The 21,602-nt window shown below is 66.4% G+C and carries 25 protein-coding genes, 1 tRNA gene and 1 pseudogene; 15 read left to right on the top strand and 12 right to left on the bottom strand.

Annotation, left to right across the window (positions count from 1 at the left end):
• The first annotated feature begins 3 nt into the window (after positions 1-3).
• Positions 4-1,617 (top strand): GMC family oxidoreductase, encoded by a 1,614-nt coding sequence (locus AC1RM6_RS08535; RefSeq protein WP_493100093.1) that lies wholly within the window; start codon positions 4-6, stop codon positions 1,615-1,617.
• 40 nt (positions 1,618-1,657) lie between these two features.
• Here AC1RM6_RS08535 and AC1RM6_RS08530 read toward each other — a convergent pair whose 3' ends face one another.
• Together AC1RM6_RS08530 and AC1RM6_RS08525 are read right to left on the bottom strand one after the other, a co-directional pair.
• Positions 1,658-1,951: a type II toxin-antitoxin system RelE/ParE family toxin gene (locus AC1RM6_RS08530; RefSeq protein WP_493100091.1), complete on the bottom strand. Its 294-nt coding sequence runs from the start codon at positions 1,949-1,951 to the stop codon at positions 1,658-1,660.
• Positions 1,941-2,198: a type II toxin-antitoxin system ParD family antitoxin gene (locus tag AC1RM6_RS08525; RefSeq protein WP_493100089.1), complete on the bottom strand. Its 258-nt coding sequence runs from the start codon at positions 2,196-2,198 to the stop codon at positions 1,941-1,943. The genes AC1RM6_RS08530 and AC1RM6_RS08525 overlap by 11 nt, the downstream gene beginning before the upstream one ends.
• 164 nt (positions 2,199-2,362) lie before the next feature.
• On the opposite strand from AC1RM6_RS08525, the gene AC1RM6_RS08520 reads away from it, so the two are divergent.
• Positions 2,363-3,190: a mechanosensitive ion channel family protein gene (locus tag AC1RM6_RS08520; protein WP_493100087.1), complete on the top strand. Its 828-nt coding sequence runs from the start codon at positions 2,363-2,365 to the stop codon at positions 3,188-3,190.
• A gap of 73 nt (positions 3,191-3,263) precedes the next feature.
• Here AC1RM6_RS08520 and AC1RM6_RS08515 read toward each other — a convergent pair.
• Positions 3,264-3,348: transfer RNA gene (locus AC1RM6_RS08515), tRNA-Leu, on the bottom strand.
• A gap of 214 nt (positions 3,349-3,562) precedes the next feature.
• On the opposite strand from AC1RM6_RS08515, the gene AC1RM6_RS08510 reads away from it, so the two are divergent.
• Positions 3,563-3,964: a Zn-ribbon domain-containing OB-fold protein gene (locus AC1RM6_RS08510; RefSeq protein ID WP_493100085.1), complete on the top strand. Its 402-nt coding sequence runs from the start codon at positions 3,563-3,565 to the stop codon at positions 3,962-3,964.
• On the top strand, positions 3,961-5,091 hold the full coding sequence (locus tag AC1RM6_RS08505) for a thiolase C-terminal domain-containing protein (RefSeq protein WP_493100083.1): 1,131 nt from the start codon (positions 3,961-3,963) through the stop codon (positions 5,089-5,091). Before AC1RM6_RS08510 ends, AC1RM6_RS08505 begins: the two co-directional genes overlap by 4 nt.
• A gap of 3 nt (positions 5,092-5,094) precedes the next feature.
• Here AC1RM6_RS08505 and dapE read toward each other — a convergent pair whose 3' ends face one another.
• Positions 5,095-6,225, bottom strand: a complete 1,131-nt coding sequence (gene dapE / locus AC1RM6_RS08500) for a succinyl-diaminopimelate desuccinylase (protein WP_493100081.1) — start codon at positions 6,223-6,225, stop codon at positions 5,095-5,097.
• Between the two features lie 44 nt (positions 6,226-6,269).
• On the opposite strand from dapE, the gene AC1RM6_RS08495 reads away from it, so the two are divergent.
• Positions 6,270-6,716, top strand: a complete 447-nt coding sequence (locus tag AC1RM6_RS08495; protein ID WP_493100079.1) for a cupin domain-containing protein — start codon at positions 6,270-6,272, stop codon at positions 6,714-6,716.
• 120 nt (positions 6,717-6,836) lie between these two features.
• On the opposite strand, the gene AC1RM6_RS08490 is transcribed toward AC1RM6_RS08495, so the two are convergent.
• The 6 genes from AC1RM6_RS08490 to rpmH all read right to left on the bottom strand — a co-directional run bounded on the left by AC1RM6_RS08490 (position 6,837) and on the right by rpmH (position 10,992).
• Complete coding sequence (locus AC1RM6_RS08490; protein ID WP_493100077.1) at positions 6,837-7,514, bottom strand: glutathione S-transferase family protein; 678 nt, start codon at positions 7,512-7,514, stop codon at positions 6,837-6,839.
• A 297-nt stretch (positions 7,515-7,811) separates the two neighbouring features.
• Positions 7,812-8,498, bottom strand: a complete 687-nt coding sequence (gene yihA, locus AC1RM6_RS08485) for a ribosome biogenesis GTP-binding protein YihA/YsxC (protein ID WP_493100605.1) — start codon at positions 8,496-8,498, stop codon at positions 7,812-7,814.
• A gap of 19 nt (positions 8,499-8,517) precedes the next feature.
• Entirely contained in the window at positions 8,518-10,242 is a 1,725-nt protein-coding gene (gene yidC, locus AC1RM6_RS08480) for a membrane protein insertase YidC (protein WP_493100075.1), read from the bottom strand.
• Between the two features lie 27 nt (positions 10,243-10,269).
• Positions 10,270-10,482: a membrane protein insertion efficiency factor YidD gene (gene yidD / locus AC1RM6_RS08475; RefSeq protein WP_493100074.1), complete on the bottom strand. Its 213-nt coding sequence runs from the start codon at positions 10,480-10,482 to the stop codon at positions 10,270-10,272.
• Entirely contained in the window at positions 10,479-10,853 is a 375-nt protein-coding gene (gene rnpA, locus AC1RM6_RS08470; protein WP_493100072.1) for a ribonuclease P protein component, read from the bottom strand. Before rnpA ends, yidD begins: the two co-directional genes overlap by 4 nt.
• A 4-nt stretch (positions 10,854-10,857) precedes the next feature.
• Positions 10,858-10,992 (bottom strand): 50S ribosomal protein L34, encoded by a 135-nt coding sequence (rpmH, locus tag AC1RM6_RS08465; RefSeq protein ID WP_493100071.1) that lies wholly within the window; start codon positions 10,990-10,992, stop codon positions 10,858-10,860.
• A 185-nt stretch (positions 10,993-11,177) separates the two neighbouring features.
• On the opposite strand from rpmH, the gene AC1RM6_RS08460 reads away from it, so the two are divergent.
• Together AC1RM6_RS08460 and AC1RM6_RS08455 are read left to right on the top strand one after the other, a co-directional pair.
• Positions 11,178-12,290 carry a DUF3667 domain-containing protein gene (locus AC1RM6_RS08460; RefSeq protein WP_493100069.1) on the top strand — a complete coding sequence of 371 codons (1,113 nt, stop codon included), beginning with the start codon at positions 11,178-11,180 and terminating at the stop codon, positions 12,288-12,290.
• A 61-nt stretch (positions 12,291-12,351) separates the two neighbouring features.
• Positions 12,352-12,558: a hypothetical protein gene (locus AC1RM6_RS08455; protein ID WP_493100067.1), complete on the top strand. Its 207-nt coding sequence runs from the start codon at positions 12,352-12,354 to the stop codon at positions 12,556-12,558.
• 169 nt (positions 12,559-12,727) lie between these two features.
• On the opposite strand, the gene AC1RM6_RS08450 is transcribed toward AC1RM6_RS08455, so the two are convergent.
• Entirely contained in the window at positions 12,728-13,051 is a 324-nt protein-coding gene (locus AC1RM6_RS08450; protein ID WP_493100065.1) for a DUF4279 domain-containing protein, read from the bottom strand.
• A 179-nt stretch (positions 13,052-13,230) separates the two neighbouring features.
• Between AC1RM6_RS08450 and AC1RM6_RS08445 the strand changes: the two genes are divergently transcribed.
• The 6 genes and pseudogenes from AC1RM6_RS08445 (at position 13,231) to AC1RM6_RS08420 (ending at position 17,707) form a co-directional block, all read left to right on the top strand.
• On the top strand, positions 13,231-14,739 hold the full coding sequence (locus AC1RM6_RS08445; RefSeq protein WP_493100063.1) for a YifB family Mg chelatase-like AAA ATPase: 1,509 nt from the start codon (positions 13,231-13,233) through the stop codon (positions 14,737-14,739).
• 7 nt (positions 14,740-14,746) lie between these two features.
• Positions 14,747-15,211: a hypothetical protein gene (locus tag AC1RM6_RS08440; RefSeq protein WP_493100061.1), complete on the top strand. Its 465-nt coding sequence runs from the start codon at positions 14,747-14,749 to the stop codon at positions 15,209-15,211.
• 15 nt (positions 15,212-15,226) lie between these two features.
• Positions 15,227-15,343 (top strand): annotated as a pseudogene (locus AC1RM6_RS08435) (magnesium chelatase subunit ChlI family protein); the annotation flags it as partial.
• Entirely contained in the window at positions 15,340-15,945 is a 606-nt protein-coding gene (locus tag AC1RM6_RS08430) for a hypothetical protein (RefSeq protein WP_493100059.1), read from the top strand. The pseudogene AC1RM6_RS08435 and the gene AC1RM6_RS08430, both read left to right, overlap by 4 nt.
• Before the next feature lie 120 nt (positions 15,946-16,065).
• A complete protein-coding gene (locus tag AC1RM6_RS08425) occupies positions 16,066-16,296 on the top strand; it encodes a hypothetical protein (protein WP_493100057.1) in 231 nt (76 codons plus the stop codon).
• A 214-nt stretch (positions 16,297-16,510) separates the two neighbouring features.
• Positions 16,511-17,707 (top strand): diguanylate cyclase domain-containing protein, encoded by a 1,197-nt coding sequence (locus AC1RM6_RS08420; RefSeq protein ID WP_493100056.1) that lies wholly within the window; start codon positions 16,511-16,513, stop codon positions 17,705-17,707.
• A gap of 288 nt (positions 17,708-17,995) precedes the next feature.
• Here the strand turns inward: AC1RM6_RS08420 and AC1RM6_RS08415 are convergent, their stop codons facing one another.
• A complete protein-coding gene (locus AC1RM6_RS08415) occupies positions 17,996-19,390 on the bottom strand; it encodes an L-serine ammonia-lyase (protein WP_493100054.1) in 1,395 nt (464 codons plus the stop codon).
• Between the two features lie 113 nt (positions 19,391-19,503).
• Here AC1RM6_RS08415 and AC1RM6_RS08410 point away from each other — a divergent pair, with 113 nt between their 5' ends.
• The gene (locus AC1RM6_RS08410) at positions 19,504-20,958 is read left to right on the top strand and encodes an NCS1 family nucleobase:cation symporter-1 (RefSeq protein WP_493100052.1); all 1,455 of its coding nucleotides are present in this window, start codon (positions 19,504-19,506) and stop codon (positions 20,956-20,958) included.
• 36 nt (positions 20,959-20,994) lie between these two features.
• On the top strand, positions 20,995-21,435 hold the full coding sequence (locus tag AC1RM6_RS08405) for an MAPEG family protein (protein WP_493100051.1): 441 nt from the start codon (positions 20,995-20,997) through the stop codon (positions 21,433-21,435).
• The last annotated feature ends 167 nt before the right edge of the window (positions 21,436-21,602 follow it).

Genomic DNA, 21,602 nt, shown 5'->3' with positions numbered 1-21,602 from the left:
ATGATGCACGGCTGGGACGATTTCGGCGATTACGACTATATCGTCGTCGGTGGCGGCAGCGCCGGCTGCGTGCTCGCCAACCGTCTGAGCGCCGACCCGCGCAACCGGGTGCTGCTGCTCGAGGCCGGCGGCAAGGACGACTATATCTGGATCAAGGTGCCGGTCGGCTATCTCTACTGCATGGGCAATCCGCGCACCGACTGGTGCTTCAAGACCGCGCCCGAACCCCATCTCAATGCGCGCGAACTCAGCTATCCGCGCGGTCGGGTGATCGGCGGCAGTTCGTCGATCAACGGCATGATCTATATGCGCGGCCAGGCGGCCGATTATGACGGCTGGCGCCAGGCGGGCAATGTCGGCTGGGGCTGGGACGATGTCCTGCCCTATTTCATGCGCGCCGAGGATCATGTCGCGGGTCCCGGCCCGGTGCATGGCGCCGGCGGCGAGATCCGGGTCGAGAAGCAGCGGCTGCGCTGGGAACTGCTCGAGGCGTTCCGCGCCGCCGCCAGCCAATATGGCGTCCCCGAAATCCACGACTTCAACGCCGGCGACAATGAGGGATCGGGCTATTTCGAGGTCACCCAGCGCCGCGGGCGCCGCTGGAGCGCCGCCGACGCCTTTCTGCGCCCGGTCGCCAAACGCGCCAATCTGCGAATCAAGACCGGCGCGCTGGTCGACCATCTGACGGTCGAACAGGGCCGGGTCACCGGGGTCGCGTTCGTCGCCGAGGGCCGTCAGTTCGTGGCGCGGGCGCGGGGCGAAACGCTGCTGGCGAGCGGCGCGATCGGATCGCCGGCGATCCTCCAGCGATCGGGAATCGGCGACGGCGACCGGCTGCGCGCGCTCGGCGTCGACCCGGTCCACCATCTGCCGGGGGTCGGCGAGAATTTGCAGGACCATCTGCAGATACGCTGCGCCTACCAGGTCGAGAAGGTGTCGACGCTCAACATTCGCGCGGCGACGATGATCGGCAAGGGGCTGATCGGCCTCGAATATCTGCTGCGCCGGTCGGGACCGATGGCAATGGCGCCGAGCCAGCTCGGCCTGTTCGTGCGCTCGCACGAGCGCTTCGCGACCGCCAATCTCGAATATCATGTCCAGCCGCTGAGCCTCGCGGCGTTCGGCGGTGCGCTCGACCCCTTCCCCGCCTTCACCGCGAGCGTGTGCAACCTGCGCCCGCAGAGCCGCGGCAGCGTGTGGATCGCCTCGCCCGACCGCGCCGAGCCGCCGCGAATCCAGCCGCATTATCTGTCCGATCCCGAAGATATGCGGGTCGCGATCGAGGCGGTGAAGATCACCCGCGCGATCGTCGCCCAGCCCGCGCTCGCCGGCTACCGCCCGATCGAATTCCGCCCCGGCCCCGAGATCGACAGCGACGCGGCGATCGCCGAGGCGGTCGGCCAGATCTCGACCAGCATCTTCCACCCGGTCGGCACCGCCGCGATGGGCACCGGCCCCCGCGCGGTCGTCGATCCGGAGCTGCGGGTGCATGGGCTGGCCGGGTTGCGGGTGATCGACGCCTCGGTGATGCCGCGGATCACGTCGGGCAACACCAACGCGCCGACGATGATGATCGCAGAAAAGGGCGCGGCGATGATCCTGGCGGCGGGCCGCTGAGGGATCCAACATCCCGCTCCGACACCCCGACACCATGGTCTTACAGGTGCCGTTCGACATCGCGCTTGTTGTGCAGGATGCGGATAACCTCGCCCCAGTCGCCATCGTCGCGAAAATAGATCATATGCGCGCCGGCGGGATGCTTGAAATAACCGGGCCGAATATCGACCGTCCTGCCCCGCTTCTCACCGGAGGCCAGCGCCTCGAACGCCGCGACCAGATCGTGATGATAGCTATCGGCTTGGTCCAGCGACCAGTGTTTCAGCGTGTATAACCAGATTTCCTCCAGATCGACTTCGGCCAGCGGCGAAAGCCGGTAGCCCCTAGTCGTCATGCGGGGATGCATATTTCGAGCGCATCCGGGTCAGGAATGCGTCGCTATCGAAAGGACGCGGATCCCCGGACTGCTCTCCAGCGATCAGCGCATCCTGCAGCGCCCGGACCTTGGCTTCATGCTCTTCCAGCAGACGCAGCCCTGCCCGCACGACGTCGCTTGCCGAACCATAACGCCCTGTCTGCACCTGCTCGCTGATGAAGCCGGCGAAGTGGTCGCCGATCGTCACGGACGTGTTGCGCGCCATGCACAGTTCCTCTTTCGATGCGATCCCAGATATACCAAAAAGTATTACATCACAACGAATGCGGAACGAGGCATCCGCGCTCTGCTCCATCTTAAGGCATCGGCACCGCCCGGCCATGCGGACCCAAAAACCGGCTGTGGCGTTGACCGCCGATGAGTACACATGTGACCGACCTGATGCTCGTTTGGGGTGTGCGCATCGCATCCGCTGCCGCCGTCCTGATCGTCGGCATATGGCTGGCCTTCTTCCTGTCGAAATTCGCCAAGGTCCAGGCGCAGAAGAATCCGCGCATCGACACGACCCTCGGGACGTTCCTGGCGCGCGCGATACGCTATGCGATCATCGCCATCGTACTGGTGGTCGTGTTGCAGATGTTCGGCGTGCAGACCGCCAGCCTGGTCGCTATCCTCGGTGCCAGCGCGCTGGCCATCGGCCTGGCACTGCAGGGCACGCTGAGCAACGTCGCCTCGGGCATCATGATCGCGCTGATCCGGCCTTATCACATCGGCGACTTCGTCGAATTGAACGGCAAGGAAGGCACCGTCACCGATCTCGATCTGTTCTTCACCGAAATCAGGACCTCCGAAAACAGGCGCGTCCTGATTCCGAACGGCCAGGCGATCTCGAACCCGATCACCAACTTCACCACGAGCGGCAACCGCTGCTGCGTCCTGCCGTTCGGGATCGGCTATGAAGACGATATCGACAAGGCGCTCGGCGTGCTCGAATCGGTCATGCTGGGCGATACCCGCGCGCTGACCAATTTGGAGCCGTGGTTCGGCGTCGTCAGCCTCGGCGACTTCGCGGTCAATCTCTCGGCCAGGGTCTGGGTGAAGAAGGCCGATCACAAGCGCTATCGGTCCGACATGCTCAAGCTGGTCAAGGAAGCCTTCGACCGCGAAGGCATCGAACTGCCCTATCCGCACTCGGTCGAGATCAGCAAAGGCGAGATCGAGCTGCGATCACCCACCATCAAGCCTTCGCCGCGCTGAATACGCGTCGCGCTGTCGCTCCAGCGAGGCCCCTAAAGGCGTCGACACGCTCTTATGCTGCAAGGATGAAGAGTGGTGCGGGCGGTCGGAATCGAACCGACACTCCTTGCGGAACCGGATTTTGAGTCCGGCGCGTCTACCAGTTCCACCACGCCCGCATCCGGGGTCGCCTTATAACCAGCAGCATCGGGGACGCAACCTCCACACCGGTTTTCTTGCGCCTTTCGCGCGCAAGCCCTGCGCAACCCAGCGAGACCGACCCTTTCGACATTCGCTGCGGCGATCACTATGCGTGCGTGGCGCACAGCGGTCGACTTCGCGCGCGCCCTCCCGCAGATTGCGCACTGCACGGGCTTCGCAGGGGATAACGATATGGCCAGGCTATCACCCGAGCCGACCCCCGAGACCGCCTTCTTCTGGGAGAAGGCGATGGCGCACGAGCTGTGGCTACCACGCTGCGTCGACACGGCACGCGTCTTCTTCCCGCCGCGCGCCTTTTCGCCCTTCACCGGCGGTGCGGTCGACTGGCAGCGCGCGAGCGGCCGGGCGCGGCTCGCCTCGTTCGTGATCTCGCACCGACCGGCGCCGGGGTATGAGGACAAGCTGCCCTATATCATCGCGCTCGCCGAGCTCGAGGAGGGGGTGCGGATGATGACCAACCTGCCGGGGTCGCCGCCCGATCCCGCCGCGCTGACGATCGGCGCCGCGCTGGAGCTGACCTTCGAGACCGAGGACGGCATCGCGCTGCCGCAGTTCCGGGTGATCGGCGCATGAAGGAGGTCGTCATCGTCGGCGCCGCCGAATCGGCCCGGCTGGGGGTGATCCCCGACCAGTCGGCGATGGCGCTCGCGATCGAACCCGCGCTCGCCGCGCTGGCGGAGGCGGGGCTGACGATCGCCGATGTCGACGGCATCGCCGGCACGCTGCCGGTGGTCGACCTGGCCTTCACGCTGGGCGCGCGGCCGCGCTGGCTCGACGGGACGATGGTCGGCGGCTGTTCCTATATGCTCCATGTCCGCCATGCGGTCGCGGCGATCCAGGCGGGCCAGGCCGAGGTGGTGGTGATCGCCCATGGCGAATCCGGCCGCTCGCGGGTCGGCGCGCCGGGCTGGGCCCGGGATGCGGCGAGCATGACCGGGCAGTTCGAGCTGCCTTATGGGGTGTTCGGCGCCTTTTCGAACTTCACCTTGCCGGTGATGGCCTATCTCCACAAATATGGCCTCGATCCCGCCGACCTCGCCGAGGTGCCGGTCGCGCAGTCGCGCTGGGCGAACCGCAATCCGCGCGCGACCCGGCCCGATTTGCTCAGCGTCGCCGACGTCCAGGCATCGCCGCTGATCGCCTGGCCGTTCCACCGGCTCGCATGCTGCCCGGTCAACGACGGCGGCGGCGCGCTGGTGCTGACCTCGCGCGAACGCGCCGCCGATCTCGACCTGCGCCACCGGCCAGTGGCGATCGTCGGATCGGGCGAGTCCTGCGAGGGGCCGGGCCCCGTGTTCATGGAGGATCTCACCAGCTTCCGTGCGTTTCGCGACGCATCGGCCGAGGCGATGCGCGGCGCCGGCTGGACGCATAGCGATGTCGACCATCTGATGATCTACGACGCCTTCGCGCATGTGCCGCTCTACGGGCTCGAGGATATCGGCTTCGTCGGCCGCGGCGAGGCGGTCGACTTCATCCGCAGCGGCGCGACCGGCCCGGGCGGGCGACTGCCGATGAACACCAACGGCGGCGGACTGCTCTACGCCCACACCGGAATGTACGGCATGTTCGCGCTGCTCGAGGCGGTCCGCCAGCTCCAGGGCCGCGCCGCCGCGCAGGTCGACAATGTCCGCACCAGCCTGGTGCTCGGCGCCGGCGGGATGTTCAGCGCGGGCGCCGCGGTCGCGCTGCGCAACTGAAGCTCAGTTGAGCGCGGTCTCGATGATCGCCGCATAGATATCGGTGAGCGCGTGGAGGTCGGGGATCGCGACCGCCTCGTCGAGCTTGTGCATCGTCGCGTTGCACAGGCCGAATTCGACCACCGGACAGATGCGCGACAGGAAGCGTGCGTCGGAGGTGCCGCCGGTTGTCGAGAATTCAGGGACGACCCCGGTGACTCCGGTGATCGCCGAGGCGACCAGCGCCGACAGCTCGCCGGGCGGGGTGATGAAGCTCTCCCCCGAGATCGTGGCGCGCACCGTCGCGTTCGGGGCATGGTCGGCGACGACCGCGCGGACCATGTCGACCAGCGTCGCGCCCGAATATTCGTCGTTGAAGCGGATGTTGATCCGCGCCGAGGCGCTGCCCGGGATCAGGTTGGTCGCGGGGTTGGCGACGTCGACCGTGGTGATCTCGAGGTTCGACGGCTGGAACCAGGCATTGCCGTCGTCGAGCTTCAGCCCCGCCAGCGCGTTCAGTGCGGCGATCAATGCGGGGACCGGATTGTCGGCGAGATGCGGATAGGCGACATGGCCTTGGGTGCCGGGATTGTCGATCCAGATGTTGACCGATCCGCGCCGGCCGATCTTGATCATATCGCCCAGGCGCTGCGACGAGGTCGGTTCGCCGACCAGGCACAGATCGGGGCGGATGCCGCGTTCGGCCATCCAGTCGATCAGCGCGACGGTGCCGTGGGTCGCCGGCCCTTCCTCGTCGCCGGTGATGATCAGGCTGAGGGTGCCGTCATGGTCGCGCACCCGCGCCGCCGCCGCGATGAACGCGCCGATCGCCCCCTTCATGTCGACCGCACCGCGGCCATAGAGCAGCTCGCCGCGGATCTGCCCCTCGAACGGATCGCCGCCCCAGCCGGCGCCCGGCGGCACCACGTCGCTATGCCCGGCAAAGGCGAAATGGCGGCCGCCCTGCCCGCGCACCGCGAACAGATTCTCGATCGGGCCGTCGGGCGGTCCGCCGGCGGCAAAGCGGTGGACCTCGAAGCCGATACCGGTCAACGCATCCGCGATCACCGCCATCGCCCCGGCATCGGCCGGGGTGACGCTGGGACAGGCGATCAGGCGCCGGGTGAGGTCTACGGGGTCGATTGTGCCGCTCATCGCGCCCGCCTACCCTCGCCGCCGCCGCTTGCAAAGGGGAAGCCATGCCGAAGATCGACATCGACGCGATCGCGCCGACCAACCGCACCGGCTATCCGGCGCCCTATGACGCGGCCGTGCAGGGGCGCTGGTATCGCCGGCTGGCGACGGCGGGCGGCCTGAGCGATTTCGGGATCAGCCATGTCGTGCTCCAGCCCGGCGCCGCCTCGTCGCAGCGCCACTGGCACGAGGGCGAGGACGAGTTCTGCGTGATCCTATCGGGCCATGCGGTGCTGATCGACGATCAAGGCCGCACCCCGATGGGGCCGGGCGACTGTGCGGCTTTCCCGAAAAACGACGGCAATGGCCACCAGCTGATCAACGAGAGCGACGCCGACTGTGTGCTTCTGGCGATCGGCGTCGCCGGCGATACGCCGTGCCATTATCCCGACATCGACGTCTATATCGATGCCGAGGGGCGCTATTGGCGCAAGGACGGGACGGCCTATTGAGTTACACCGTCGCACCAGCGTGCCTATGTCTAAGACGTCAAGCGATGCCGTTTGTGGACAGGGACATCGGCACCAGCCTTCGCTGGTGTGACGATGAGGAGTTGAGCGTCGGAAACGACCTCAGACCGCCTTTTCCGCTTCGCGCTCGAACTTGTCGATCACCCAGTTCTCGCCCGCGGCACCAGCGGTCCATTCGACGACGAAGGGATGTGCCTGCACCGCCGCGCAATAGTCGGCGGCGACCGAGGGGAGCGCGATCGAGTAAGTGCGGAAGCGGGTGACGACCGGCGCGAACATGATGTCGGCGGCGCCGAACGCGCCGAACAGATAATCGCCGCCCTGGCCGTAGCGGGTGCGCGCCTCGTCCCACAGCGAGGTGATCCGCTGAACGTCGGCGGCGACCTCGGGGGTCAGCGGCTCGGGCGGATAGACATGGCGGATGTTCATCGTGTGCTGCTGGCGCAGCGCCTGATAGCCGGCGTGCATCTCGGAGGCGATCGAGCGGGCGAAGGCGCGCGCCGCGGGATCGGTCGGCCAGAAACGATCGAGCCCGACCTTGTCGGCGAGATAGTCGACGATCGCCAGGCTCTCCCAGACCGCGGCGTCGCCGTCCCACAGGATCGGCACCTTGCCGTTCGACGGCGCGAATTCGGGCTGCTGCCGGGTATCGTCCCAGGCGTCGCCGTAGAGCGAGGCGACATGCTCCTCGAACGGCAGCCCCGACTGCTTGACCGCGAGCCAGCCGCGCATCGACCAGCTGCTGTAGACCTTGTTGCCGATATAGAGCCTGAGGGTCATGTCGTGCCTCCCTGATGAAGACCACCGGATTCACGCATCGGGTCGCGTCCTGCAGATCCTCCCCATCGCAGATGGGGAGGGGGACCGCGCAGCGGTGGAGGGGTCTGCGCAACGTCGACAGCGCGGAAAACCCCTCCACCATCCTGCGGATGGTCCCCCTCCCCACGCTACGCGCAGGGAGGATCGACAGCGGCACGGTCGACATCCCGACATGTGCATTCGATAGCTGTAAAGGGCGGCATAGCGCGGGCAGGTCGCGAGACAAGCCCGGTTGGGCTTGTCAGCTGATAAGGTCGGCTATTGAACCGCCTCGAGGATCGCGGCGCGCAGTTCGGCGATGCCCATGCCCTTCTCGCTCGACGTCACCAGCAGCGCCGGATGCGCGGCGACATGCTTGCGGGCCACCGCGGACGTGCTCTCGATCACCGCGTCGAGTTCGCTCGCCTTGATCTTGTCGGCCTTGGTCAGGACGAGATGATAGGTGACGGCTGCCTTGTCGAGCATCTCCATCACCTCCTGGTCGACCTCCTTCACGCCGTGGCGGCTGTCGATCAGCACCAGCGCGCGCTTGAGCACCACCCGCCCGCGCAGATAGTCGTTCACCAGGAAGCGCCATTTCTTGACGATATCCTTGGGCGCCTTGGCGAAACCATAGCCCGGCATGTCGACCAGCCGGATCGCCGGCGGTTCCTCTTCGCTGCCGCCGACGTCGAAGAAGTTGAGTTCCTGGGTGCGCCCCGGGGTGTTCGAGGTGCGCGCGAGGCCGTTCCGGTTGGTCAGCGCGTTGAGCAGCGACGACTTGCCGACGTTCGACCGGCCGGCGAAGGCGATTTCGGGCACGGTCGGATCGGGCAGGAAGTTGAGGCTGGGCGCCGACTTCAGGAAGGTGATCGGCCCCGCGAACAGCTTGCGCGCGGGCTCGATCCAGTCCGCATAAGGATTGGCGTCGTCGGGATCGATCCCGGGAGCGGGGCCGTCAGTCAGTTCTGGCACGCGCTGGCACTCACTTCTTGGCCGGGACCGCGGCGGGCGCGACCTTCATGCCGGGGTGGCGGCTGTAGAGATAGGCCTGCTGGGCGATCGTCAGGAAGTTCGAGGTGATCCAGTAGACCAGCAGCCCGGCCGCGAACGGCGCCATCACGAACATCATGATCCACGGCATCAGCGCGAAGATCTGCTTCTGCGAATCGTCCATCGGGGTCGGGTTCAGGCGGAACTGCAGGAACATCGAGATGCCGAGCAGCAGCGCCAGCACGCCGATGCCGAGGAACGCCGGCGGGGTGAAGTTGAGCAGCCCGAACAGGTTGAGGATGTGGAGCGGATCGGGCGCGGAGAGATCGCGGATCCACAGGATGAACGGCTGGTGCCGCATCTCGATCGTCAGCATCAGCACCTTGTAGAGCGCATAGAAGACCGGGATCTGGATCACGATCGGAAGGCAGCCGGCGAGCGGATTGACCTTCTCCTCCTGGTACAGCTTGAGCATCTCCTGCTGGAGGCGCGGCTTGTCGTCCTTATGCCGTTCCTGCAGTTCCTTCATCTTCGGCTGGACAACGCGCATGCCGGCCATCGAGCGGAACTGCTTCTGCGCGATCGGGAACATCAGGCCGCGGATCACGAAGGTCAGCAGGATGATCGACACGCCGAAATTGCCGACGAGCTTGAAAATCTGGTCGAGCACCCAGAAGATCGGCCGTTCGAACCAGTAGAACCAGCCCCAGTCGATCGCATGGTCGAAATGGACGATGCCGAGCGACTTTTCATAATGGTCGAGGAGCTTGACCTCCTTGGCGCCGGCGAAGAAATGCTGGGTGACCGAAGCGGTCTTGCCCGGCGCGATCACCACCGGCTTGCCGGTCTGGACCGCCTGGTAGACCTTGGCCGAGGGCGACAGGAAGCCGGCGTCGATCGTCGCCGCCGGATCCGGGATCAGCGCGGTCAGCCAATATTTGTCGCCGAATCCCAGCCAGCCGCCGGTCGTCGCGAAGCGGTTGCCCGCCTTGCCCGATTCGTCGAGGGTCTTGAAATCGATCTTGTAGTTGGCGCTGCCGTCGAACACCCCGATCGGACCGGTGTGGTTGGTCCAGCTCGACACGTCCTTCGACACGCCGTCGCGCGACACCAGACCATAAGGCCGGGCGGCGACCGCGCCGGTGCCGGTATTGGCCAGCTTCTGGGTGATCGTGAACATGAAGTCGGCATCGACCGCGATCACGGTCTGGAAGCGCTGGCCGCGGACATTGCTCCAGCTCAGCGTCACCGGCTTGGCCGGGGTCAGCACCGTCGCGTCGGCGGTCCACTGGCTGTTCGGGCCGGGGGCATCGACGCCGTCGCCGGTCCAGCCGAAGCCCGCGAAATAGGCGTCGGTGGTGCCGGCCGGCGACAGCAGCCGGATCGGCGCCGAATCCCTGGCGATCGTTTCCTTGTAGGTCTTGAGCACCAGATCGTCGATCCGCGCGCCCTTGAGGTTGATCGAGCCCGCGAGCTTCGGCGTGTCGATCGCGATCCGCGGCGTCTCCTTCATCACGACCGCGCGGTCGCGGATCGTGCCGGGGGTCTGCAGCACCGGCCCGGCCGCCGGATCGGCGACGACGGTTTCCTTGCCGCCCGCGATCCGGGTGACGGGGGGCTTGGCGACCGGAAAGAATCGGTCGCTCAGAGCAGTCCAGCCGAACAACACGATCGCAGACAAGACGATCGCGAGGATCAGATTACGCTGGTTATCCACAAAAACTCCCCGGTATCATGGGCTTGGTCACGGAACTGGATCATGGCCCGAGCCACCCCAAGGGTGGCACCGACAGATGCGGCGAACGGACAGCCACCCGCCCTTGAGCGCGCCATAGCGCGTCAGGGCCTGTATCGTATAGGCCGAACAAGAAGGGACGTAACGACAGGTCGGCGGCAGGATCAGCGATGGCCCCAACTGCCAGGCACGGGCGACGAGGATCAGCAGCCGGGCGATCATGACGATGCGCGGGCGCCGCGATCCGCCGGGGCGCCGCCGCCGCTGGCAATCCTGCCGAGCGCCTTGACCAGTTGCCGGCGCAGATCGTCGAAATCGCGCTCGATGCCGCCGGCCCGGCCGATGATCACATGATCGGCCCCCGCCACGCCATGATCGCCCATCAGCTCATGCGCAAGCGCACGAAAACGCCGTTTCATGCGGTTGCGCACGACGGCGTTGCCGATCTTCTTGGTGACGGTCAGGCCCAGGCGCATGACGGGATCATCGTCCCCGCGCGGCCGCACGAGCAGGACGAACCCCGGCATCGGGGCGCGCCTGCCCTGGTTGGCGGCCAGAAAATCCGCGCGGCGCGACAGCACCGCGTAGGACATCGGTTCAGGCAGACAGCTTGTTGCGGCCGCGCGAACGGCGAGCGGCAAGAACCTTGCGGCCACCCACGGTGGCGCTGCGCGAACGGAAGCCGTGGCGCCGCTTGCGGACCAGGTTGCTCGGCTGGAAAGTGCGCTTCATCGAAATTGCCTCAAATTCTAAACGTAAAAAGGCCACCGAACGGGCGGCGGCCACTGACGAAGGCGGCGCTTAGGCAAATCGGCCACGGGAGTCAACCATCGCCCGCCGATCCGCCGGCCCTGATCATCCTCGACGGCGCCGCGCAGGATTGGCATGATGCGACGCACGAAGGGGGAATAGCAGACGTGAACGACGCGATCGATGGCCTGGGCATGGCGGCGACCGGCGGCATCATCGCCCGCGAGGTCGAAGGCGCGCACGCCCATGGCCGGGGCACGCCGAAAGGTGGCGACGGCCATGATCCGAGCGACGCCTGCGCCAATTGCGGTGCGGCGCTGACCGGCCATTTCTGCGCCGACTGCGGCCAGCATGGCCATGTCCACCGGACGATCGGCGCGCTGGGCCATGATATCTTGCACGGGGTCTTCCATTTCGAGGGCAAGACCTGGAACACGCTGCCGCTGCTCGCCACCCGGCCCGGCGAGCTCACCCGCCGCTACGCGCAGGGTGAGCGCGCCAAGTTCATGTCGCCGATGGCGCTGTTCCTGTTCTCGGTTTTCCTGATGTTCGCGGTCGCCGCCTCGCTCGCCGAGAATTGGAGCTTCGGCGGCGGCCTCGACCGCTCGGACCCGCGCGAGGCGCTGGTCAGCGAATATCAATATCAAGCCGAGCGGCTCGCCAGGGCCGACAAGCGGCTGGCACGGCCGGTCGACGCCTCGGAGTCGGATGACGTCACCGATCGCGCCGACGCCACTGCCCGCCGCGACAAGGCCGGCGCCGAACTGGCGCGGATCGCCGCCGCCGCCAAGGCGCTGAACGTCGATCTCGCCAAGGAGACCAAGGCGAAGGCCGCCGAGGCCAAAAGCGGGTCGAGCTTCGAAAAGAGCGTGAAGCACGTCAAGGATAACCCCGGCCTGTTCGCCTACAAGGTCAAGACCTATGCCTATAAATATAGCTGGGCGCTGATCCCGATCTCGGTACCGTTCATCTGGCTGCTGTTCCCGCTGCGCCGCGACGTCGGGCTCTACGACCATGCGATCTTCGCGACCTACTCGCTGTCGTTCATGCTGCTGTTCGCGACCCTGCTCGCGGCGCTCTTCTATGCCGGGGTGCCGCAATGGATGCTGTGGACCGCGTTCGGGCTGGTGCCGCCGGTGCATATGTACCGGCAGCTGAAGGGCGCCTATCAGCTCGGCACGGCCGGCGCGCTGTGGCGGCTAGCGCTGCTGCTGACCTTCACCACGATCACCTCAAGCCTGTTCTTCGCGCTGCTTATGTATCTGGGCGGCGCGGAATAGATTCGCCGCCGTCGAACCTTCCCGAGCTGCGTGCGTTGATGCGACAGCGAAGGAACATGTGATGACCGAAACCGAACTGCTGATCCACGAACTCGAAGACGAGCGCGCCCGCGCGCGCAGCGTGAAGGCGCGGATCGCCCAGACGGTCGGCGGCCGGCGGCAACTGCTTGCCGAGCGGCTCGGCGAGCATGAGCGGCGGATCGCGCTGATCCTCCACCGCTTCTGGCATGGCGGCGCGCAAAGCGAACGCCGACCGTCGGGCGCCTGAACGTCTGCCGAGCGAATTGCGTCGCGCGGACACTGAAACGGAGACGCCCCGACGCATCTGCCTGAGAGGCCAGGACCCAGTCTAAGCTCTCGCGCCATAGATATCGAAGTCGATCTTGAGTCGGCGTGCACCCAAGTCCTGCATCGAATTTGTCGACAGGCTTATGCCCTCATTGCCCTCGTGCATGAAAATGCCGCAGAAAAAGGTCGGCCTTGAAGCGCCCGGCCAGATTCTCCCAAATCGACAGATCATCGCTGAGCGATTCGAGAAGTTGGGCAATCTGGCCATCGAGGTCGCCGGGCCGGCGACCGCCAGCGGCGAGCCGCCACGATCCGGTGCGGGCGACTTTTTCCGCCCCCAGTTTGGTGGTCCATTTAGCGCCCTTCCTAACCCCGACCGAAGGCGCTCGACCGAGGCGCGCGCTAATCTCGTCGGGATCAAGGTCATCGCCGAAGAACCGGAGGCCGATCTTCGTCTCATATATCTCGCTCATCCTCTCGCCATATCGGCGGAGTTGTTCGCGATCCATCCCAAGTCCGTCCAGCACAACCCCTTCGGCGTTCTGTCTCAGCGCCCGGAATCGCCCGCGCCAGATGCTGGCACCCCGCTCGCCACCTCTCGACATCGCCATCCCCCGCGTTAGAACAGGCCGGGAACATCGGGGGACGGTGAATGGTGGCGCACGTCGCGACGGTGGCGTTTCTGGGGTTGGAGGCGCGCGCGGTCGAGGTGCAGGTGCATGTGGCGCCTGGGCTGCCCGCCTTCGTCGTCGTCGGCCTGCCCGACAAGGCGATCGCCGAAAGCCGCGAACGGGTGCGCGCGGCGATCTCGGCGATCGGGCTGGCGCTGCCGCCCAAGCGGATCACCGTCAATCTTTCGCCAGCCGACCTGCCCAAGGAAGGATCGCATTACGACCTGCCGATCGCGCTCGGGCTGCTCGGGGCGATGGGGGTGATCGATGCCGAGACCCTCGCCGGCTATCTGGTGGTCGGCGAACTCGGCCTCGACGGCCGCACCGCGCCCTCGCCCGGGGTGCTGCTCGCCGCGCTCCACGCGTCGGAGCGCGGGCTCGGCCTGGTCTGCCCGGTCGCGCAGGGGCCTGAGGCCGCCTGGGCGGGCACGGTCGAAGTGATCGCCGCCCCCGATCTTCTCCAGCTGATCGGCCATTTCAAGGGCGGATCGCTGCTCCCCACCCCGCGCCCCGGATCGGTCGAGCTGCCGCCGCGGATGGCCGACCTCAAACAGGTCAAGGGTCAGGAGATCGCCAAGCGCGCGCTCGAGATCGCCGCGGCCGGCGCGCATAATCTGTTGATGTGCGGTCCGCCCGGTGCGGGCAAGTCGCTGCTCGCGTCATGCCTGCCGGGCATATTGCCCGAGCTGACCCCGGCCGAGGCGCTCGAAGTGTCGATGGTCGCCTCGGTCGCGGGCGAGTTGCAGGACGGGGCGCTGCGCCGGGCGCGGCCGTTCCGCGCGCCGCACCACTCGGCGTCGATGGCGGCGCTGGTCGGCGGCGGACTCAAGGTGCGCCCGGGCGAGGTCAGCCTCGCCCATCTGGGCGTGCTGTTCCTCGACGAACTGCCCGAATTCCAGCGCGGCGTGCTCGATTCGCTGCGTCAGCCGCTCGAGACCGGCAAGGTCTCGGTGGCGCGCGCCAACGCGCATGTCACCTTCCCGGCGCGGGTCCAGCTGATCGCGGCGATGAATCCGTGCCGCTGCGGCCATCTCGGCGACGCCGGCCTCGCCTGCTCGCGCGCGCCGAAATGCGCGACCGACTATCAGACCAAGGTGTCGGGGCCGCTGCTCGACCGGATCGACCTCCATATCGACGTCGCCGCGGTCAGCGCCGCCGACCTCGTATTGCCACCGCCCGCCGAAGGATCGGCCGAGGTCGCCGCCCGGGTCGCCGCCGCGCGCACCATCCAGACCGAGCGCTATGCCGGCCGGGGCGTACGCACCAATGCCGAGGCCGATGGCGACCTTCTCGCCGCGGTCGCGACGCCCGACGAGGCCGGACGCAAGCTGTTGGCGCAGGCCGCGGAAGCGATGCGACTGTCCGCGCGCGGCTATCACCGGGTGCTCAGGACGAGTAGAACAATAGCAGATTTGGCCGGTTCTGAGCAGGTCATACGCATTCATGTGGCGGAGGCGTTAAGCTACAGACGCCGTCCCCTAGTGAGTTGAGGGAGAGATGGTGGCTCATTTCAAAAGCGCCGCTCGCGGGTTCCTGCTGGCGCCGCTTCCTATATTTCTTATAACCTGCCTGGTGATCGTGAAGCCAAGCCTGGGCGTGAGCGACATGCTTATCAGCCTGACCATCGCTTTTGCGGGGAGCTATGGCATCATGGCGCTCGTGGGACTTCCCGCCGACTTCTTGCTGCGACGACAGTGTATAACTGGCATGGGAGCATACCAGACCGTCGCGGTGTTTTCGGTATGGTTGATTGTTTTCGCCGTTGCGTTATTCGAACCAGTACCACCGCCCGTTGGCGTTGGTGATAATAGCCCATTTGCTGGAGCATCTTTGGTTGAGATGCTATTTAGCGCTTTTGGATTTCTAATCGCGGGGGTGAGTGCGGTTGCCGCGGCGGTGACAGCTGGGCTGTTCTGGTTTCTGGCGGTGCGGCCGCGCATTTCAAACGATCCTGCGATCTGAAGCTGGTTGCTCACCTATACACATATGCTGCGGGTGGCGCGGACGATTGCCGATCTGGCGGGGGTGGACGGCGTCGGGCGGGTGCACGTGGCCGAGGCGTTGAGTTATCGGCAGAGGGCGGCGGTGGGTTGAAACATTCGCGATACGCATCAAGCTGGTTATCATGCCGATATCGTGCGATCGGTGGGGCTGTATGTCTCAGCGCTATTGCCGCTCTCGGCGCCGCGCTGATTTTCACCAATGGCGATAAGCCGGCGCCGCTGGCGAAGCCGGTCGCGCATTTTGCCCGGTCGCGCCTCCCCGTCGTGTATTTTGAAGGCCTGCCTCTCTCGGGTAACCGCCGCCTCGCCGATCGTGTGGGTTTCACCGAATGCAACCCGAAGAATAGCCCTTTGGGCGAACGCTGCCGCCATCGAGGCATCTCATTGCTGGGTGTGAAGGGCCTTGTTGCTGATGTCGATTTTTCGGTCCTCGGCACGCCAGACGGAGAGCCGTGGTTCGACCGGATCATGTTCTGGGCGGACGGCGATGGAGAAGAGAAGATCGACCAACTCAAACGGTCGTTCGAAACGGCCGGTTTCCTGCCTTGCGCTGCAGAAGGCGCGACCTATTTTTCGAAGCCGGACTCGCAGGTCGAGGCTGTCATCCAGGATTCAAACCCCTTCCACAGATTGGTCACCGTTACCGCCAACGGAATCAACGCTCCGTTAAGCTGCGCGCCCAGGCCGCGATAATGGGATCAGTCTGAGGTGCAGCGATCATCGGTGAGTTCCACCAACTGCCGACCGTGAGGATGATCACGGATTCCGCGAGAGTACTAGCCTAATGCTCCCTGACAATAAGGGAGTAAAACCATGATCGAGCGGGTCGAGCAGTCAGGTGGCAATATTAGCGTCTATGATCGGCACGGCGCGGTGCTCGCCACCGTCGCCGCCGACGACGGGCTGATCGCCTGGTCGCCGATGCAGGTGCGCATCCGCCGCGGCATCTACACCTTCGCCTATGACGCCACCGGCGCGATCCGCAGGATCGAGCGGACCGATGCGCCGATGGCGCGGCCCGAAGCGATCCGCTGGGCGGCCTGAGCCGCTTTCCCGCCGCCGATGCCGACGATCGGATTAGGTAATGACCGCAAATATTTTGCGCAGGTCAAACTTTTTTACAATTTGGTAGATATCTGAAATATAGGGTTTTTAGAAGGGCCGGGCGATCGGGGGGTGGTCGGCGAGCCTCGTGCGGGTCGCATATCCGTGAGCGTAGGTTGGCGCATGTGGCGCCATGTCTGATCAGGAAATCTCGATGGCCGCGTCTCCGTCTTCCGTGCCTGTGGCCGTCACCGCCGTCGGCGACGCGCTGGGCCGCGACGAGGACGCACTGGGCCGCAACCTGCCCGAGGGCACCTATATCGAGCTGGTGCGGTCGCTGTTCGTACCGGTGATCCCGACGATCATCATGACGCTCAACTTCGCCGCGGCGGGCTATTATCTGATCCGGGTCAGCGCCGACCAGCCGCTGGCCTGGCTCTACGCCCTCGGCCTGTTCGCCTCGGCGGTGCGCATCGCCGTCCTGCTCGGCTATCGCCGCCCGGCGCTGTCGGCGCCGATCAAGGCCGCCGAGGCCCGCCGCATCGAGCAACGCTATGCGATCGCCTATCTCGGCTTCGCGGTGATGTTCGGGCTGTTTTCGGCGCGCGCCTTCGCGATCGCCTCGCCTTCGGCGCATATCCTGCTGGTCGCGCTGATCTATGGCTATGCCGCCGGCGTCGCCACCGGCATCTCGCTGCGCCCCTGGATCTCGATCCCGAGCGTGCTGGTCGCGCTGGTGCCGACGATCCTGGTGAGCCTGACGATGCCGGGCGTGCCCAATTGGGGGGTCGGCGCGATCTCGATCCTGTTCCTGATCGGCGGGATCGAAAGCATGATCCGCCGCTACCGCGCGACCTCGAAGCAGATTTCGATGCACCGGCTGCTGGCGACGTTGGCGCGGCATGACGAACTGACCGGGCTGCCCAACCGGCTGAGCCTGCGCGAGCGATTCGAGCAGTTCGCCGGCACCGCCCAGGGCGGCGACCTGATCGCGATCCACCGGCTCGACCTCAACCGCTTCAAGCCGGTCAACGAAGGCTATGGCCAGCAGGTCGGCGACGCGGTGCTCAAGGCGGTCGCCGAACGGCTCAACCGGATCGTCCGCGGCGACAGCTTCGCGGTCCGGCTCGCCGCCGACGATTTCCTGATCGTCCAGAGCGGGGTCACGCTGCCGCGCGAGATCGACCTGCTCGCGCGCCAGATCGCGGCGACGATCGAGAAGAGCTATTGGGTCGCCGGCAACATGATCGATATCCCGGTCACCGTCGGCTATGCCTATGCGACCCAGCAGGGCGCCGATCTCGACCCGCTGCTGGCGCAAGCCGACGAGGCGATGCGCCGCGCCAAGCGCGAGGCGAGCGGGGTGGCGGGGCATAGCCCCTCGCGCTGGACAAATCACGCCGTTGGCTGAGGATTTGGATCAGGCCGGGCTGCAAATGGCGCCCTTCTTCGCTTCCGGTGCTCACGTGCATGAAGCACGCTGCGCGCCGGGTCTCGAAGGTCACCATTTTCGCCGCGGCCTGACTCCAAATCCGATGTCGTGCCATGGGTTTGCCTAAGATACCGCCCCAACAAATCGTCATCCCGGCGGAGGCCGGGATCTCGTGAGGATAACGCGCGCGCTGACCTCCTGAGATCCCGGCCTCCGCCGGGATGACGAATGTTTGAACGTTGGCACCTGATGACCAGCAATGCTCCTTCAGCACTCGACGACGTTCACCGCGAGGCCGCCGAGGCTGGTTTCCTTGTATTTCGAGCGCATGTCCTCGCCGGTCTGGCGCATCGTTTCGATCACCGCGTCGAGGCTGACGATGTGGCGGCCGTCGCCGTGGAGCGCGAGATAGGCGGCGTTGATTGCCTTGATCGCGCCCATCGTGTTGCGTTCGATGCAGGGGATCTGGACGAGCCCGCCGATCGGATCGCAGGTGAGGCCAAGATTATGCTCCATGCCGATCTCGGCGGCATTCTCGATCTGGGCGTTGTTGGCGCCGAGCGCCGCCGCCAGCCCCGCCGCCGCCATCGAGCAGGCGACCCCGACCTCGCCCTGGCAGCCCATCTCGGCGGCCGAGATCGACGCGCGCTTCTTGTAGAGGAAACCGATCGCCGCGGCGGTGGTGAGGAACAGCCGGCTGCCGGCCGCGGTCGGGCTGGCGGTGAACACCTCATAATATTTAAGCACCGCGGGCAGCACCCCGGCGGCGCCGTTGGTCGGGGCGGTCACCACCCGGCCGCCCGCGGCATTCTCCTCGTTCACCGCCAGCGCCCACAGGCTCACCCATTCGAACACCGCCGACGGATCGCTGCGCGGACCGCGATCGAGCAGCCGCTGGTGGAGTTCGCGCGCGCGACGGCGCACCTTGAGCCCACCGGGCAGTTCTCCCTCCCCCTTCAGCCCGCGCACGATGCAGGCGAGCATCGCGGTACGGACTTCGTCGAGAAAGCCCTGGGTCTCGGCCGCCGGACGCCAGGCGAGTTCGTTCGCCTCGACGATCGCACCGAAACCGAGGCCGGTCGCCTCGCCCTGGGCGAGCAGTTCGGCGCCCGAGGAGAAGGGATGCGGCAAAGTGAAGTTGACCAGCGGCGCGGGCTCGCCCTCGCGCAGGATCGCGCCGCCGCCGATCGAATAATAGACGGCATGTTCGAGCGCGCCGTCGGCGAATTCGGCGGTGAAGCGCATCGCATTGGCATGGCCGGCCAGGAACTTGCCGCGGCGGAACAGCAGGTCGTTGTCCTCGTCGAAGCCGATGGCGGCGCCGCCCGCGAACGGCAGCCGTTGGTCGCTGCGGATCGCCGCGACCTTCGCCGCCATCGCATCGGGATCGACGGTCTCGGGCGCCTCGCCGCTCAGGCCCAGCAGGACCGCGATATCGGTCGAATGGCCGAGACCGGTCAGCGCCAGCGATCCGAACAATTCGCACTGGACCCGCACCACCGCGCCGCGCCCGATCATCCGGTCGGCAAAGTCGCGCGCGGCACGCATCGGGCCGACGGTGTGCGAGCTCGATGGCCCGACCCCTATCGTGAACAGCTCGGTCACGCTGATCGCGCGGGCGCTGTCGGGTTTCTCGGTGCCGGGGGTCGCGTCGCTGATCATCATGACAGTCCTAACCCAGTCCGAGACGATAGCCCACCTCCACCGCACGACGCGTCCAACCCCTTGCGCAACGCAGCATAATATCGAACGATCGCCGCCGGGGGTGATCGACGATGGACGAACAGGCAGCCGAACTCTGGAACGCCGATCTGGCGCCGACCACCGCCGCGCAGCGGGCCTGGACCTGGTATCATTTCGCGGCGTTGTGGGTGGGGATGATCGTCGCGGTGCCGAGCTGGATGCTCGCCGCGGGACTGATCGAACAGGGCATGTCGGCGCTGCAGGCGACCGCGATCGTCCTCGCCGGCAATGTCGTCATCCTGATCCCGCTGCTGCTGATCGGCCATGCGGGCACCCGCTACGGCGTGCCCTATGCGGTGCTGTGTCGCGCGGCGTTCGGGACGCGCGGCGCGCGGCTGCCCGCGCTCGCCCGCGCGCTGGTCGCCTGCGGCTGGTACGGGATCCAGACCTGGATCGGCGGCGAGGCGCTGCTGACCCTGCTCGGGGTGCTGCTGAAGGCCGACCTGCGCGGCGCGCCGATCCCGCTGCTCGACATCGGCCCCGGGCAGCTCGCCGGCTTCGCGACCTTCTGGGCGCTGCAGCTGATCTTCGTGCGCAAGGGGCTGACGACGATCCGCCGGCTCGAGACCTGGACCGCACCGGTCAAGATTCTGATCTGCGCCGCCTTGGTGTGGTGGGCGATCGACAAGGCCGGCGGGATCGGCCCGATCTTCGCCGCCCCGTCCGCCTTCGCCCCCGGCGGCGCGAAGGAGGGACAGTTCTGGTCGGTGTTCCTGCCGTCGCTGACCGCGATGGTCGGCTTCTGGGGGACGCTGGCGCTCAACATCCCCGACTTCACCCGTTTCGCGCGCAGCCAGCGCGACCAGATGATCGGCCAGGCGATCGGGCTGCCGCCGACGATGGGGCTGATCACCCTCGCCAGCGTCATCACCACCTCGGCGACGGTGGTGATCTACGGCAAGGCGATGTGGGATCCGGTCGCGCTGGCGGGCACGTTGTCGGGGCCGTTCGTGCTGCTGGGCCTGCTGGCGATCAGCATCGACACGATCTCGTGCAACATCGCCGCCAACATGGTCTGCTCGGCCTATGATTTCTCGTCGCTATGGCCGGCGCGGATTTCCTATCGCACCGGCGGGCTGATCACCGCGACGATCGGGGTGCTGATCATGCCGTGGAAGCTGCTGGCGACGACCGACGGCTATATCTTCACCTGGCTGACCGGTTATGGCGCGCTGCTCGGACCGATCGCCGGGATATTGATCGCCGATTACTGGCTGATCCGCAGCACCCGGCTGCATGTCGAGGATCTCTACCGGTCGGCCGGCCGCTACAGCTATGGCAATGGCTGGAACGGCCGCGCGCTGATCGCCTTCGCGGCCGGGGTGCTGCCCAACCTGCCCGGCTTCCTCCACGCCGCGGCGCCGCAGGCCTTCGCCGGGATCGGGTCGCCCTGGACCGATATCTATGCCTATGCCTGGTTCGTCGGGCTGATCCTGGCGGCGGGCAGTTACTGGGCGATGATGCGCGGGACCGCCGAGGCGCAATAGGACCGGCATCGGCCGGCCGGGAAAACGATAAGGAGGATGACGATGCATACCCCGATCCTCGGCGCGGTGATCGCGCTGGTCCTGTGGTCGTTCGTGATGTGGACATGGCTTTATGCGATGCGCATCCCGGCGATCACGAAGCTCGGCATCACATATGATCGCAACCAGCCCAATTCGGCCTTCACCGAACGGATGCCGCCGCGGGCGCGCTGGGCGGCCGACAATTACAACCATCTGATGGAGCAGCCGACGATCTTCTACGCGACCGCGATCACGCTGTCGCTGCTCGGCGCCGGCGGCGGCATCCACGCGCTGCTCGCCTGGGCCTATGTCGCGGTGCGGGTGGTGCACAGCCTGGTCCATGCGCTGAGCAATGTGGTGATGGTGCGCTTCGCGGTGTTCACGATCGGCTCGCTGATCCTGCTGGCGATGGCGATCGACGCGGCGCTGATCCTGCTGAGCGGGCCGGCGGCCTGACGCCCAATTCGGGTGAGCACGGCTCACCGAGACCTGGTATCAGCCCGTGCGGCGCTTGAGCAAATCGATCGAGGATGCGTCAGCATCTTCGAGATCGCGTACAACATGCCACCATGATCTAGAACACAGCCGGCCGCTGCCGAACCGCCTATCCCGAGTCCCGACAA

It is taken from the genome of Rhizorhabdus sp. GW822-FHT03C02 (genome assembly GCF_058801765.1).
The sequence above is the reverse complement of the archived record's forward strand: the minus strand, read 5'-3'. Positions and strand labels throughout refer to the sequence as shown.